This window comes from Agrobacterium burrii (assembly GCF_017313405.1).
Lineage (GTDB): Bacteria > Pseudomonadota > Alphaproteobacteria > Rhizobiales > Rhizobiaceae > Agrobacterium > Agrobacterium burrii.
In genome coordinates this window covers 256,774-271,230 of the sequence record NZ_JAFLNA010000008.1, presented here as the reverse complement: position 1 = coordinate 271,230, position 14,457 = coordinate 256,774, and the positions used below count along the sequence as shown (strand labels likewise).

The 14,457-nt window shown below is 59.7% G+C and carries 14 protein-coding genes; 10 read left to right on the top strand and 4 right to left on the bottom strand.

Features of this window, described 5'->3' with window-relative positions; translation table 11 throughout:
* The first annotated feature begins 40 nt into the window (after positions 1-40).
* From pcsA to JZX89_RS16585, 10 genes are all read left to right on the top strand, one after another.
* Positions 41-766, top strand: a complete 726-nt coding sequence (gene pcsA / locus JZX89_RS16630; RefSeq protein ID WP_149897364.1) for a phosphatidylcholine synthase — start codon at positions 41-43, stop codon at positions 764-766.
* Between the two features lie 212 nt (positions 767-978).
* Positions 979-2,535, top strand: a complete 1,557-nt coding sequence (locus JZX89_RS16625) for an ABC transporter ATP-binding protein (protein ID WP_207134806.1) — start codon at positions 979-981, stop codon at positions 2,533-2,535.
* Positions 2,525-3,616 carry an ABC transporter permease gene (locus JZX89_RS16620; RefSeq protein ID WP_149897365.1) on the top strand — a complete coding sequence of 364 codons (1,092 nt, stop codon included), beginning with the start codon at positions 2,525-2,527 and terminating at the stop codon, positions 3,614-3,616. The genes JZX89_RS16625 and JZX89_RS16620 overlap by 11 nt, the downstream gene beginning before the upstream one ends.
* A complete protein-coding gene (locus JZX89_RS16615; RefSeq protein WP_174373600.1) occupies positions 3,616-4,536 on the top strand; it encodes an ABC transporter permease in 921 nt (306 codons plus the stop codon). Before JZX89_RS16620 ends, JZX89_RS16615 begins: the two co-directional genes overlap by 1 nt.
* Positions 4,537-4,574: 38 nt before the next feature.
* On the top strand, positions 4,575-5,648 hold the full coding sequence (locus tag JZX89_RS16610) for a BMP family ABC transporter substrate-binding protein (protein WP_207134771.1): 1,074 nt from the start codon (positions 4,575-4,577) through the stop codon (positions 5,646-5,648).
* Positions 5,649-5,880: 232 nt separating this feature from the next.
* Entirely contained in the window at positions 5,881-6,615 is a 735-nt protein-coding gene (locus JZX89_RS16605) for a FadR/GntR family transcriptional regulator (RefSeq protein ID WP_149898092.1), read from the top strand.
* Positions 6,616-6,829: 214 nt separating this feature from the next.
* On the top strand, positions 6,830-8,191 hold the full coding sequence (gene glmU, locus JZX89_RS16600) for a bifunctional UDP-N-acetylglucosamine diphosphorylase/glucosamine-1-phosphate N-acetyltransferase GlmU (protein ID WP_207134770.1): 1,362 nt from the start codon (positions 6,830-6,832) through the stop codon (positions 8,189-8,191).
* Between the two features lie 102 nt (positions 8,192-8,293).
* A complete protein-coding gene (glmS, locus tag JZX89_RS16595; RefSeq protein WP_207134769.1) occupies positions 8,294-10,120 on the top strand; it encodes a glutamine--fructose-6-phosphate transaminase (isomerizing) in 1,827 nt (608 codons plus the stop codon).
* Positions 10,117-10,620, top strand: a complete 504-nt coding sequence (locus tag JZX89_RS16590; protein WP_207134768.1) for a GNAT family N-acetyltransferase — start codon at positions 10,117-10,119, stop codon at positions 10,618-10,620. The genes glmS and JZX89_RS16590 overlap by 4 nt, the downstream gene beginning before the upstream one ends.
* Positions 10,621-10,633: 13 nt before the next feature.
* The gene (locus tag JZX89_RS16585; protein WP_207134767.1) at positions 10,634-11,302 is read left to right on the top strand and encodes a DUF502 domain-containing protein; all 669 of its coding nucleotides are present in this window, start codon (positions 10,634-10,636) and stop codon (positions 11,300-11,302) included.
* Between the two features lie 3 nt (positions 11,303-11,305).
* Here the strand turns inward: JZX89_RS16585 and JZX89_RS16580 are convergent, their stop codons facing one another.
* Genes JZX89_RS16580 through recG form a run of 4 tightly spaced genes read right to left on the bottom strand, consistent with a single transcriptional unit; the run spans position 11,306 to position 14,390 of the window.
* The gene (locus JZX89_RS16580; protein ID WP_207134766.1) at positions 11,306-11,689 is read right to left on the bottom strand and encodes a type II toxin-antitoxin system VapC family toxin; all 384 of its coding nucleotides are present in this window, start codon (positions 11,687-11,689) and stop codon (positions 11,306-11,308) included.
* A complete protein-coding gene (locus tag JZX89_RS16575; RefSeq protein ID WP_149897373.1) occupies positions 11,686-11,943 on the bottom strand; it encodes a type II toxin-antitoxin system Phd/YefM family antitoxin in 258 nt (85 codons plus the stop codon). Before JZX89_RS16575 ends, JZX89_RS16580 begins: the two co-directional genes overlap by 4 nt.
* A 54-nt stretch (positions 11,944-11,997) precedes the next feature.
* On the bottom strand, positions 11,998-12,270 hold the full coding sequence (locus JZX89_RS16570; protein ID WP_207134765.1) for a hypothetical protein: 273 nt from the start codon (positions 12,268-12,270) through the stop codon (positions 11,998-12,000).
* A 14-nt stretch (positions 12,271-12,284) separates the two neighbouring features.
* Positions 12,285-14,390, bottom strand: a complete 2,106-nt coding sequence (recG, locus tag JZX89_RS16565) for an ATP-dependent DNA helicase RecG (protein ID WP_207134764.1) — start codon at positions 14,388-14,390, stop codon at positions 12,285-12,287.
* Between the last annotated feature and the right edge of the window lie 67 nt (positions 14,391-14,457).

The following is a 14,457-nucleotide window of genomic DNA, read 5'->3' as shown; positions in this document are numbered from 1 at the left end:
ATGAACAGGGCGGATGAAAAGCGGGGCGCAGACGCTGACCATGAAAATTTTCAACTACAAGCGTGTTCCCTACGCGGAAATCCGCGCCTTTTCCGTGCATATGCTGACGGCATCCGGCTCGTTCCTGGCTTTTCTCGGCGTCGTCGCGGCTGCCGAACACCGTTTCGTCGATATGTTCTGGTGGCTGGGGCTTGCGCTGCTGGTCGATGGTATCGATGGCCCCATCGCCCGCAAGGTGCGGGTAAAGGAAGTTCTGCCCAACTGGTCCGGCGATACGCTCGACAACATCATCGACTACGTGACCTATGTGCTTCTGCCCGCCTTTGCGCTTTACCAGAGCGGCATGATCGGCGAGCCGCTATCCTTCGTTGCCGCCGGCATGATCGTGGTGTCGAGCGCCATTTATTATGCCGATATGGGCATGAAGACGGATGAATATTTTTTCTCGGGCTTCCCGGTGGTTTGGAACATGGTGGTTTTCACCCTGTTCGTTCTGGATGCCAGCGCCACCACGGCTATGACCGTCGTTACCGTTTCGGTGTTTCTGACGTTCCTGCCGATCAATTTCCTGCATCCGGTGCGGGTGAAGCGGCTGCGGCCGCTCAATCTGGCTGTCGTGTTCGTCTGGTGCGCGCTCGGTGGTTATGCGTTGCTGATGCATTTTGAAACGCCGACATGGGCGGTGATCGCATTCACGGCGAGCGGCATCTATCTTTATTGCATCGGGGGAATATTGCAGTTTTTCCCTGCGCTCGGCGCGAAATAAGAAAAAGGTAAAGCCGTTTATTGCTTGTGCAAATTGCATTTAAGCAACTGCTTTTTATGTTGTGCGCAGCAGCAAAACAGTTATCAATAAATCATGGTCGCGCAGCATTGCATACGCATTGCCACGGGATTGGGAACAATGACCACGGCTGTTAAAAATGCTTCGAAGAAGGCATGAGCGGCCGGTGAAAGAGGGAACTCGTGACTGGAACTTTGGCGCCAGAGGCCGTGCCTCTCCTGTCCGTTCGCAAGCTGACCAAGCTGTTCGGCAATTTTGCCGCCTGCAACGGCATCGATCTCGATATTGCGCCGGGCGAAATCCATGCGCTTCTGGGTGAAAACGGCGCGGGCAAGTCCACGCTGGTCAAGATGCTGTTCGGCGTCCTTGCACCGACAGAAGGCGACATCATCTGGCAGGGCCAGCCGGTTTCCGTGGGCTCGCCCAGCGAGGCCCGCAGGCTCGGTATCGGCATGGTGTTCCAGCATTTTTCGCTGTTTGAGGCGCTGACGGTCGCTGAAAACATCGCCCTTTCGCTCGATCCGAAAATTTCTCTGAAGGAAATCGCAAGGGAAGCGGAAACGCTGTCGCGGGCCTATGGCCTGCCGCTTGATCCCAATGCGCATGTGGCCGATCTTTCGGTCGGCGAGCGCCAGCGCATCGAGATCGTCCGCGCCCTGTTGCAGAACCCGCGCCTGATCATTCTTGATGAGCCGACCTCGGTTTTGACGCCGCAGGAGGCTGACAAGCTGTTCGAGACGTTGGCAAAGCTGAAGGCCGAAGGCCGATCGGTGCTGTATATCAGCCACCGCCTCGAAGAGGTGCAGCGCATCTGTGATCGCGCCACCGTCCTGCGTCACGGCAAGGTGACGGGTGCGTGTGATCCGCGCAAGGAAACGCCGGCATCGCTGGCGCGCATGATGGTTGGCAGCGATGTCGCAAGCGTTTCGCGGGCAACGGGTGAAGCGCTTGGCGCGCCGCAGATTGAAGTCATGGCGCTTTCGGTCGCGCCGCGCACGCCTTTTGCCGTGGCCTTGAAATCGATTTCCATGAATGTGCGCGCCGGAGAAGTGCTGGCGATTGCCGGTGTGGCCGGCAACGGGCAGGGCGAACTGTTCGACGCGCTTTCGGGCGAATATCCCGTCTATAATAATGACGCCATCCATCTGCGCGGCAAGGCGGTCGGCCGCATCGGCATCAATGGCCGCCGGCTGATGGGCGCCGGTTTCGTGCCGGAGGAGCGCCATGGCCATGCCGCCGTTCCGGGCATGAGCCTTTCCGACAATCTTTTGCTGGCGCGGGCGCGCTCCGACCGCAAGGCGTTTCTGACGGGCGGTTTTCTGCGCATCATCCGCGGCTCGGTCATCAAGACGGCGGCGCGGCGCATTTCGGAAACCATGGATGTGCGCAAAAGCGGGGCCGATCCGCTGGCGGGATCGCTTTCCGGCGGCAACCTGCAGAAATTCATCGTCGGGCGCGAGCTTGATCGTCAGCCGGCGGTGCTGGTGGTCAACCAGCCGACCTGGGGTGTGGATGCCGGTGCTGCAAGCCGTATCCGCCAGGCGCTGGTCGATCTCGCCAAGGCCGGCTCGGCCGTCATCGTCATCAGCCAGGATCTCGATGAAATCTTCGAGGTCGCCACCAATATCGCGGTCATTTCCGACGGCAAGCTTTCCGAGGCCCATCCGGTGGAAGATATGACGCTTGAAAAGATCGGCCTGCTGATGGGCGGCATCCATACACATTCGGGAGCCGCCCAGCATGCGCATTGAGCTTGAAAAACGGGCAGGGGTCTCGAAGCTATTCACCCTGCTTTCGCCGCTGCTGGCGCTGGTGCTGACGCTGCTCGTCGGCGCGATCATGTTCGCCATGCTTGGCAAAAATCCGGCCCACGCGCTTTACGCCTTTTTCGTCGAGCCGCTGCTGGAGGTCTGGTCGCTGCATGAGCTGGCAATCAAGGCCGCACCGCTGATCCTGATCGGCGTCGGCCTGTCGATCTGTTATCGCTCCAATAACTGGAATATCGGCGCGGAGGGGCAATTCACCATCGGCGCGATTACCGGTTCCATCCTGCCGGTGCTTTATCCCGACTGGCATTCGCCGCTCATCCTGCCGTTGATGATGGTGATGGGCGCTGTCGGCGGGGCGCTTTATGCCGGTATTCCGGCGCTGTTGAAGACGAAGTTCAACACCAATGAAATCCTTGTCAGCCTGATGCTGGTCTATGTCGCGCAGCTCTTCCTCGACTGGCTGACGCGCGGCATCTGGCGCGATCCCGGCGGTTACAACTTTCCGCAGACAAAGGCATTCAACGACAGCGCCGTTTTGCCGGAAATGCTGGCGTCGGGCCGGGCGCATTGGGGTTTCGTTTTTGCCATCGTTGCGGCCATCGCGTTGTGGTTCATGATGCGCTACATGCTCAAGGGCTTTGAAGTTACCGTGCTTGGCCAATCGGCGCGGGCCGGGCGCTTTGCCGGTTTCTCCTCCAGCCGCATGGTGTGGTTTTCGCTGCTGCTATCGGGCGCGCTGGCCGGGCTTGCTGGCATTTCGGAAGCTTCCGGTTCCATCGGCCATCTCCAGCCCAGCATTTCGCCGGGTTATGGTTTCACCGCCATCATCGTCGCCTTTCTCGGCCGCCTCAATCCGCTTGGCATCATCCTTTCCGGGCTGGTGCTGGCGCTGACCTATCTCGGGGGTGAGGCGGCACAGCTTTCGATCGGTGTGTCGGACAAGGTGACACGGGTGTTTCAGGGGCTGATGCTGTTCTTCGTTCTGTCCTGCGATACGCTGATTTTCTACCGCATCCGGGTCGTTTTCGCCGGCAAGGCGCATCACAAGCAAGGAGCGGCATGATGGATATGCTTCAGGCCATTCTCCTAACCGTCATCACCGCCGCGACGCCGCTAGTCATCGCCGCTTCGGGCGAGCTGGTGGTGGAGCGCTCGGGCGTGCTCAATCTCGGTGTTGAGGGCATGATGATCATGGGCGCGGTCTGCGCTTTCGCGGCCTCTCATATGACGGGTTCCCCCTATCTCGGCATTCTGGCCGGCATCGCCTCCGGGGCGGTATTTTCGCTGCTTTTCGGTTTCCTGACGCTGACGCTTGTCACCAACCAGGTGGCGACGGGGCTGGCGCTCACCATTCTCGGGCTTGGCGTTTCCGGCATGCTGGGTGAAAGCTTTGTCGGTCTGCCTGGCATCAAGCTACAGCCCATCGTGTTTCCGGTCTTGTCGGAAATACCCTTTTTCGGTCCGCTGCTGTTCCGGCAGGATCTGATCTTCTACATGTCCATCGCGCTGGTCTTCGGTATCGGCTGGTTTCTGTTCAAAAGCCGCGCCGGGCTTAAAGTCCGCGCCATTGGCGACAGCCATGCCTCGGCGCACGCGCTTGGCATCAACGTTATCCGCACGCGGTATCTGGCGGTCATGTTCGGCGGCGCCTGCGCCGGTCTTGCAGGCGCCCAGCTGTCGCTGGTCTATACGCCGCAATGGGTGGAAAACATGTCGGCCGGGCGCGGCTGGATTGCGCTGGCGCTCGTCGTCTTCGCCTCCTGGCGTCCGTGGCGCCTGCTGGCGGGCGGTTATCTGTTCGGCGCTGTCACCATCGGCCAGTTGCACGCGCAGGCCTTCGGCATCGGCGTGCCTTCGCAGCTGCTTTCGGCGATGCCTTATCTCGCAACTATTGTCGTGCTGGTCATCATCTCGCATAATCGCCGCACGACCTTGATCAACACACCGGCATCGCTGGGCAAATCCTTCGTGCCGGACAGGTGAAGAAGAATCCTCAAGTCTCCAAACCAACAGGGGTAAAAATGAAAAAACTGGTCATCGCACTCGCCGCTTCTGTCGCGGCCCTCGGAGGCGTCGTTTCCTCCGCTGAAGCCGCCGACGCCAAGAAGGTCTGCTTCATCTATGTCGGCAGCCGCACCGATGGCGGCTGGACACAGGCGCATGAAATTGGCCGCGAAGAGCTGCAGAAGCACTTCGGCGACAAGATCGAAACGCCGTTCCTCGAAAGCGTTCCGGAAGGCCCGGATGCCGAACGCGCCATCGAGCGTATGGCCCGTTCCGGCTGCGAACTGGTGTTCACCACCTCCTTCGGTTTCATGGATGCGACCGTGAAGGTTGCCCAGAAATTCCCCAAGGTGAAGTTCGAGCACGCCACCGGCTTCAAGACCGCTGAAAACGTCGCGACCTACAATGCGCGCTTCTATGAAGGCCGTTATATTCAGGGCCAGATCGCCGCGAAGATGTCGAAGAAAGGTGTCGCCGGCTACATCGCTTCCTTCCCGATCCCGGAAGTGGTGATGGGCATTGACGCCTTCGTTCTCGGTGCACAGTCGGTTAACCCGGACTTCAAGCTCAAGGTCGTATGGGCCAATACGTGGTTCGACCCCGGCAAGGAAGCCGATGCCGCCAAGGCGCTGATCGACCAGGGCGTCGATATCCTGACGCAGCACACCGACACGACAGCACCGATGCAGGTTGCAGCAGAGCGCGGTATCAAGGCTTTCGGTCAGGCATCCGACATGATCAAGGCCGGTCCCGAGACGCAGCTGACCGCCATCAAGGATACCTGGGGCGCTTATTACATCAAGCGCACGCAGGCTTTGCTTGACGGCACCTGGAAGTCGGAATCCATCTGGGATGGCCTGAAAGACGGCATCCTGACCATGGCGCCCTACACCAACATGCCTGATGACGTGAAGAAAATGGCTGAGGACACCGAAGCCAAGATCAAGTCGGGCGAGCTGCACCCCTTCACCGGCCCGGTGAAGAAGCAGGACGGCTCGGAATGGCTGAAGGCTGGTGAAAAGGCTGAGGACAAGGTTCTGCTTGGTCTCAACTTCTATGTTGCCGGCGTGGACGACAAGCTGCCGCAATAATTCTGCGTGCCGGCATAGGCCTCAATGGGGACCGCGTATGAAATTCATGCGCGGTCTTTGTTATTTTTATCTGTTTTGCCGTGTGAACGAAGTTTAGCTTTGCTTTTCACGCGCGTTGATGTTTTTCACTGTATTCTACGTTGAAAATCGTGGCCCTGACTTGGAATATACAAGCCATACGCGATTTTCACCTCGTCAACCGAACGGGAGGACATGACACTTGCAGCGCGGAATGCTCGATGCGGCGATCGGTTTTCGAAAGCTGCGGACAAATCATGCACAGGTCGTTCACAAGCTCGGTCTCGACATCGTGTCCGGCACCTTCAAGACGGGTGACATCCTGCCCGGCGATGCCGAGCTGATGGAGCGGCTGAAAGTATCCCGCACGGTGTTGCGTGAAGCGATGAAGACGCTGACCGCCAAGGGTATGATTTCGCCCAAGGCGCGCATCGGCACCCGGGTGACGGAGCGCGAAAGCTGGAACATGTTCGACAGTGAAGTGCTTCTCTGGCACTTCGAGGCAGGCGTCAGCGACGAGTTCCTGCTGCATCTCTATGATATCCGTCAGGCTTTCGAGCCCTATGGCGCGGGGCTTGCCGCTCTCAGGGCAAAGGACGCCGATATCGCCAAGCTTGCCGCTTACGCCAACGAGATGGGCAATACGGCCTATTCTAAAGAGAAGCGGGCGCTGGCGGATATGAATTTCCATGTGCTCATCACTGAAATGTCCGGTAATCCGTTCATGCGCACCGTCGGTTCGCTGATAAAGGCAGCGCTGGCGGGTATTTTCCGGATGAGCAACCCGGAAGCCGATCCCAATGAGATTTCCGATGTATCCGCTTCCCATTTAAGGCTGGTCGAGGCGTTTCGTCTGCGCGATGAGGCCGCGGCGCGCCGCGAAATGGGCAGGCTGATTGAAAACGGTCGTCAGCAGGTATTGGAATTCAACGCCCGTCACCCGCGCTGAACAGATCACGCCATTACCGCCGTTGATCACGTTTGATGAAAATCGGCATGGAAATTTGGTGTGGATTTGCATGGTTTCTTAAGTGGGCCGCCGTTATAGCAATGCCGGAACGCAATTACCGATGCGCCTGTCGGTTCAACCGGCTGGCGTAAAGTCAAACACATGCCACTGTCCCGGCTGCCCTTGTGCCCGGAGATAGGGTGTTGGAGGTCTTATGGAGCGCAGCTCTCTAGCCGTTATTCTCGCTGCGGGCGACAGCACGCGCATGAAGTCGTCGAAATCCAAGGTGCTGCACACGGTTGCCGGGCGGCCGATGATTGCGCATGTGGTGGAGGCTGTGGCTGGATCGGGTGTTGGCGCGGTGGCGCTGGTGGTCGGGCGCGATGCTGACAATGTTGCCGCGGCCGCGAACCTTAGGAGTCTTCAGGTTGAAGCTTTCTTGCAGACGGAGCGCAAGGGCACCGGCCATGCCGTTCTTGCCGCACGCCCAGCCATTGAGCGCGGTTTCGACGACCTGATCGTCGCTTATGGCGACGTACCGCTCATCACGTCCGCGACGCTTGATCGGGCGCGTGAGGCGATTGCCGCCGGTGCCGATGTGGCCGTGATCGGCTTCCACACCGAGCGTCCGACCGGTTATGGCCGGTTGCTGGTCGAGAATGGCGAGCTGGTAGCGATCCGCGAGGAAAAGGACGCAACCGACGAAGAACGCAAGGTGACCTGGTGCAATAGCGGCCTGATGGCGATCAACGGTCGCAATGCGCTTGATCTGCTCGACCGGATCGGCAACGGCAATGTGAAGGGCGAATATTACCTCACCGACATCGTTGAAATCGCCCGTTCGCTCGGCCGTCGCGCCGTGGCCATCGATGCGCCGGAAACCGAGCTGGTCGGCTGCAACAACCGTGCCGAACTGGCTTTTATCGAGAAGTTGTGGCAGGAGCGCCGCCGCCATGAGTTGATGGTGGAGGGTGTTTCGATGATCGCGCCCGAGACGGTTTTCCTCTCCTTCGATACGAAGATCGGGCAGGATGCCCTGATCGAGCCGAATGTCGTGTTCGGTCCCGGTGTGACCATCGAGGCGGGTGCCATCATCCATTCGTTTTCGCATCTGGAGGGGGCTCATGTTGCTGGAGGTGCGATGGTCGGTCCTTTTGCGCGGTTACGTCCGGGTGCCAACCTGCATGCCAAAGCCAAGGTCGGCAATTTCTGCGAGGTCAAGAAGGCGGAGATCGGCGAGGGCGCCAAGGTCAACCATCTGACCTATATCGGTGATGCCTATATCGGCGCCGGCAGCAATATCGGTGCGGGCGCCATCACCTGCAATTACGACGGTTACAACAAGGCCGAAACGCGGATCGGTGCGAACAGTTTCATTGGCTCGAACTCGTCGCTGGTCGCTCCCGTCACCATTGGAGAGGGGGCTTATATAGCCTCCGGCAGCGTGATTACCGATGACGTGCCTGATGATGCGCTGGCTTTCGGGCGGGCGCGTCAGGAGGTTAAGCCGGGCCGCGCAATCGTGGTGCGCGAGCGGGCGAAAGCGCTGAAGGAAGCCAAGAAAAAGGCCTCTTGAAAGACGTTACCGAGCGATACCGAAAGTGACCGGCGGGATAATTGCTGATTTCGGAGAAACGGTTAGTAGTTTCGGCGAAGAGATCGCCGTCTGGAGAAATATATGTGCGGAATTGTCGGAATAGTCGGAACCCAGCCTGTTGCTGAACGGCTTGTCGATGCGCTGAAGCGTCTCGAATATCGCGGTTACGATTCGGCTGGTGTCGCCACCATCGACAATGGCGCGATGGACCGCCGCCGGGCGGAAGGCAAGCTGTTCAACCTTGAAAAGCTGGTTTCGGAAAAGCCGCTGCCGGGCGTGGTGGGTATTGCCCACACCCGCTGGGCGACACATGGCGTGCCGAATGAGACCAATGCCCACCCGCATTTCGTTGAAGGCGTTGCCGTTGTCCATAATGGCATCATCGAGAACTTCTCCGAGCTGCGCGAAGAACTGACAGCCGAGGGCGCGACTTTCACCACCCAGACGGACACCGAAGTGGTGGCGCAGCTTCTGGCGAAATATACCCGCGAAGGGCTTGGCCATCGCGAAGCGATGCTGAAGATGCTGAACCGCGTCACCGGCGCCTATGCGCTGGTCGTCATGTTTCAGGATGATCCCGGCACGCTGCTTTCGGCGCGCTCCGGCCCGCCGCTGGCCGTCGGTTATGGCCGTGGCGAAATGTTCCTGGGGTCTGATGCCATCGCCCTGTCACCCTTCACTAACGAGATCACCTATCTGGTGGATGGCGACTGCGCCATCTTGACCCGGCAGGGTGCGGAAATCATCGATTTCTCGGGCAAGCCAGTGAAGCGCGAGCGGCAGATTTCGCAGGCGACGGCCTATGTGGTCGACAAGGGCAATCACCGCCACTTCATGGAAAAGGAAATCTACGAACAGCCGGAGGTCATTTCCCATGCGCTCAGCCACTACGTGGATTTCGCCTCCAAGACGGTGAAGGATGCCGACAAGGCCATCGATTTCGCCAAGCTTTCCGGGCTTGCCATTTCCGCCTGCGGCACGGCCTATCTGTCCGGCCTGATCGGTAAATACTGGTTCGAGCGTTATGCGCGCCTGCCGGTGGAAATCGATGTCGCCTCGGAATTCCGCTACCGCGAGATCCCGCTCGTTCCCACGCAGGCCGCGCTGTTCATTTCGCAATCGGGCGAAACCGCCGATACGCTGGCGGCCCTGCGTTATTGCCAGCAGGAGGGGCTGAAGATCGGTGCGGTGGTCAATACGCGCGAATCGACCATGGCGCGCGAATCGGATGCGATCTTTCCGATCCTCGCCGGTCCGGAAATCGGCGTTGCTTCTACCAAGGCCTTTACCTGCCAGCTTGCGGTTCTTGCTTCGCTGGCCGTTGCCGCTGGAAAAGCGCGCGGCACGATCACACCTCAGCAGGAAACCGAACTGGTTCGCCATCTGACCGAGATGCCGCGCATCATGAGCAAGGTTCTCAACAGCATCCAGCCGCAGATCGAGGCGCTGTCACGCGATCTGTCGCGTTTCAAGGACGTACTTTATCTCGGCCGCGGCACCAGCTTTCCGTTGGCGCTGGAAGGCGCGCTGAAGCTCAAGGAAATCTCCTATATCCATGCCGAAGGTTATGCCGCCGGCGAGTTGAAGCATGGGCCGATCGCGCTGATAGACGAGAACATGCCTGTTATCGTCATCGCGCCGCATGACCGCTTCTTCGAAAAGACCGTTTCGAACATGCAGGAGGTCGCCGCGCGTGGCGGTCGTATCATCTTCATCACCGACGAGAAGGGCGCTGCCGCCTCCAGGCTCGAGACCATGGCGACGATCACCCTGCCAAATGTCGATGAGTTGATCGCGCCGATGGTCTTCTCGCTGCCGATCCAGCTGCTCGCCTATCACACCGCCGTCTTCATGGGCACGGATGTCGATCAGCCGCGCAATCTGGCGAAATCGGTGACGGTGGAATGATCATCCGGCCGGAACAGCAGGGTGATGAAGAGGCGATTGCTCGCGTTACGGAAGATGCCTTCCGTAACGTCGATCATAGCGACAAGACCGAACATCGGATTGTCGAGCGGCTGCGCAAGGCCGGTGCGCTGACGGTTTCGCTGGTTGCAGAGGACAGCGAGGGCATCGTCGGCCATATCGGGTTTTCGCCGGTGACGCTCACCAGCGGCGAAACCGGCTGGTTCTGTCTTGCGCCGCTCTCGGTCACGCCGGATCGGCAGGGGCAGGGCGTCGGTTCACGGCTGGCGCGCGAAGGGCTTGCCGCGCTGGAGCGCCTGAATGCCGCAGGCTGCGTCGTCGCGGGCGATCCGGACTATTACGGCCGCTTCGGTTTTCGTCCTGTCGAGGGCTTAAGCGCCGAGGGAATTCCTGACGAATATTTCACAGTTCTTCGCTTGCATGGCGGAACTCCATCCGGCATTGTCGGTTTTCATCCGGGTTTCGATAGCGTCAACGCTTAATGCCGAACGGTAAATGACTGATATTCCAGTAAAAATTTCATTCGCAGCCCGTCTGCGCAATAGCTTCCTCACGGGCGTTCTCATTCTCGCACCCGTCACCATCACCATGTGGCTGGTGTGGAGTTTTCTGCAATGGGCGGATAGTTGGGTTAAGCCCTATATTCCCGCCCGTTATGATCCCGAGCAATATTTCGATGTGGCAATCCCCGGCTTCGGCCTGCTGATCGCCGTCGTTGGCATCACCCTCATCGGTTTTCTCGGCAATAACCTCATCGGCAAATGGATCGTCGGCGTCGGCGAATCCATTCTCAACCGCATGCCGCTGGTGCGGCCGATCTACAAGAGCATCAAGCAGCTGTTCGAATCCGTTCTGAAGGAGCATGCGAACTCCTTCAAGAAGGTCGGCCTGATCGAATTTCCCTCCTCCGGCACCTGGGCGATGGTGTTCGTATCCTCGGAAGTGAAGGGCGAGCTTGCCCATCGCTTCAACGAGATGGGCCAGCAGATGGTCGCCGTCTTCCTGCCACCCACCCCGGTGCCGACAGCGGGCTTTCTGCTGTTCGTGCCGAAAGACAAGATCGTGATGCTGGACATGACGCCGGAGGACGCGGCTAAATTGCTGATTTCCGGCGGTCTGGTGGCGCCAGATTTCACACCGCCGAAGATGATCGCGCCGGTTTGAGGACTAGAGAACGCTGACGATGTCCGTTCGCGAAAAGTCGTTGCCGACATAAAGCAAAGGGCAGCCTTCGGTTTTTGCTAACTCGTAGGCAAAACAGTCACCGAAGTTTAGCCCGGCGGGGTGAATACCCTTCCCCCATCTATGATAGGCTTCGGAGATGCCGTGCGCTGATTTGGGTGTGACGGGTCTGATTTCGACACTCAGGCCTTCGATCAGCATCTCGAATTCCCGGCTGCGGCCACGTCGTTGCGCTACGATCATGGCCTCCGCAAGCGTACCGGCGGAAATGAGCAGAGAGTCATCCGTCTCGAGGGCTGTGGCGCAGGCATCGGCTGTGGGTTCATCGAGCAGGATCGCCATTAGTGCTGACGTATCTATGACGATCATTTAGGAAGGCCGTGCTCGTCATAAAGGAAATCCTGACTATGCGCGGCGTCCGGGCCATCACTGGCTTTTGTTGCGGTTGCTGCGCGCACTTTTTCAAGCACGGATCTGCGGGATTTTTTATCCGCCACCGCAACCATTGGGACCAGCCGCACGGCAGCATGACCATGCCGGGTGAGAATGATTTCATCCCCGGCCTCGGCGCGTCGTACCAATTCGGTAAGTTGGCCTTTTGCATCAGTTACGGATATCTGCATGGCTAACCTCAAACGTTAAAGCTCACTCCAGATTAGTCCATTGAATGGACCAAATCAATCCTCATCATCCGGATCGTCCGTCTCAATAGCCGTGCTCGTAGCATGAAAAACAGGAACGAAAAGCCGCATATAGACGAGCCGCACGCTCCAGCCTTGCTCCAGCGCCTCTGCCCAGGCCTTCTTGCGACCGGGCTTCTTGAAAGCCTTGCCGATCGCCTTCTTCTCGCTTTTCGCAAAGGTCTCCGGCTGCAAGGTGTTCTGCGGCGAGCAGAGGGCGTAACCCTTGCGGAAGGCGGGTGGTGGGCGGCGTGGGTCGATCATGTTCATGATGGTCAAAACTTTCAGCCGGCGTGCAGGAAGCGGATCGCTTCGTCGCGGCGGTGCAGATAGAGCAGGGTGCGCAGGCTGTCGCCGCGTGGTCCTGTCAGTTCGGGATCGCGCTCGATGACATAGGCCGCGTCCTTGCGGGCGATTTCCAGCAGGTCGGCATGCGCCTCGAGGCTGGCGATGCGGAAGCCCGGCGTGCCGGACTGGCGGGTGCCGAGCAGTTCGCCTTCGCCGCGCAGCCTCAAGTCTTCCTCGGCGATGAGGAAGCCGTCCTCGCTGTCGCGCAGGATGGAGAGCCGGGCGCGGCCGTTTTCGCTGAGCGGCCCCTTGTAGAGCAGGATGCAGGTGGATGCCTCGTCACCGCGTCCCACCCGGCCGCGCAGCTGGTGAAGCTGGGCAAGGCCGAAACGTTCGGCGTGTTCGATGACCATGATGGTCGCATCCGGCACATCGACGCCGACTTCCACCACCGTCGTCGCCACCAGCAGCCGGGTTTCGCCACTCTTGAAAGCGAGCATGGCGGCGTCTTTTTCCGGGCCGCTCATGCGGCCGTGGATGAGACCTATATTTGGGCCGAGCATTTGCGACAGAACCGCATGCCGCTCTTCCACCGACATCAAATCGGACTCTTCCGTCTCCTCCACCAGCGGGCAGATCCAGTAGGCCTTCTTGCCGTCCTTCAAAGCGGCGCGCAGCCGTTCGACAATGTCGCCGATGCGTTCGGTGGGGATCGTCACCGTCTGGATGGGTTTGCGGCCGGCGGGTTTTTCGGTGAGCTTCGACACGTCCATGTCGCCGAAGGCGGCCAGCACCAGCGTGCGCGGAATGGGGGTGGCGGTCATGACCAGCATATGCGGCGTGATGCCCTTGGCGGTGAGCCGCAGGCGCTGGTGCACGCCGAAACGGTGCTGCTCATCCACTACTGCGAGCACAAGGTTTTTGTAAGCAACGCTGTCCTGAAACAGCGCATGGGTGCCGATGATGATCTGTGCTTCGCCGGACGCCACGCGTTCCTCGATCTCGCGGCGCTCCTTGCCCTTGGTGCGGCCGGTGAGAACCTCGACGGTGATGCCAGCTGTCTGAGCGAGTTTGGAGATGGTGGAGAAATGCTGACGGGCGAGGATTTCAGTCGGGGCCATCAGCACCGCCTGTCCGCCGGCCTCCACGGCTGTCGCCATGGCCATCAGCGCAACTAGCGTCTTGCCAGCACCGACATCACCCTGCAACAGCCGCAACATGCGGTCTTCGCCGGCCATATCGGTCAGGATATCCTTTACCGCAGCGCTCTGGCTTGCCGTTGGCGAGAAGGGCAGCTGCGCGAGGATTTTTGCGGCGATATCGCCCTTGGCGCGGATCGGCTGGCCCGCCACTTTACGAATCCGCTGGCGCACCAGCGCCAATGATAGTTGTCCGGCGAGAAACTCATCATAGGCAAGCCTTCTGCGCGCCGGGGCCTGCGGTTCGATATCGGCGCTGTCGCGAGGATCGTGTAGCTCGCGGAAGCTCGAGGCGACATCGCCGAAACCCTGGCGGGTCTTCAGCGTTTCGTCGATCCATTCGGGAAAGACCGGCAGCTTTGAGAGCCCGCCTTCGATTGCCTTGCGCAGCGCCTTGGCAGACAGCCCGGCGGTCATGGGGTAAACGGCTTCCACCAGCGGCAGGTTCTCGGCCTCCGATAGCTTCACCATGAAATCCGGATGCACCATGGAGGCGCGGCCGTTGAACCAGTCCACCTTGCCGCTGACGAGAACCTCTTCATCGACGGGCAGGGCCTTGGAAAGCCAGTCACCCTTGGCGCGGAAAAAGGTCAGCGCCAGTTCGCCGGTCTCGTCATGCAGGAAAACCCGGTAGGGCGCGGAACGGTTGCCTGGTGGCGGCGGCTGGTGGCGGTCAACACGTCCCTGAATGGTGACAATGGCGCCGGGGGCCGCCAGCGCGATGCCGGGGCGGTTGCGCCGGTCGATGACATTCGACGGCGCGTGAAAGAGAAGGTCGATGACGCGGGTATCGTCGGCGCTTTCCCGGCTCAAGAGTTTGGCCAGAAGATCGGCGAGCTTCGGCCCCACACCGGCGAGGGTGGAAACCGAGGCAAACAGCGGATCGAGAATGGCCGGGCGCATGGCGCACAAAATCGGGGAAGGGGAGACGTTATGCAAGAGTTGAGCCCCGACAAAGGCGGGTTATCAC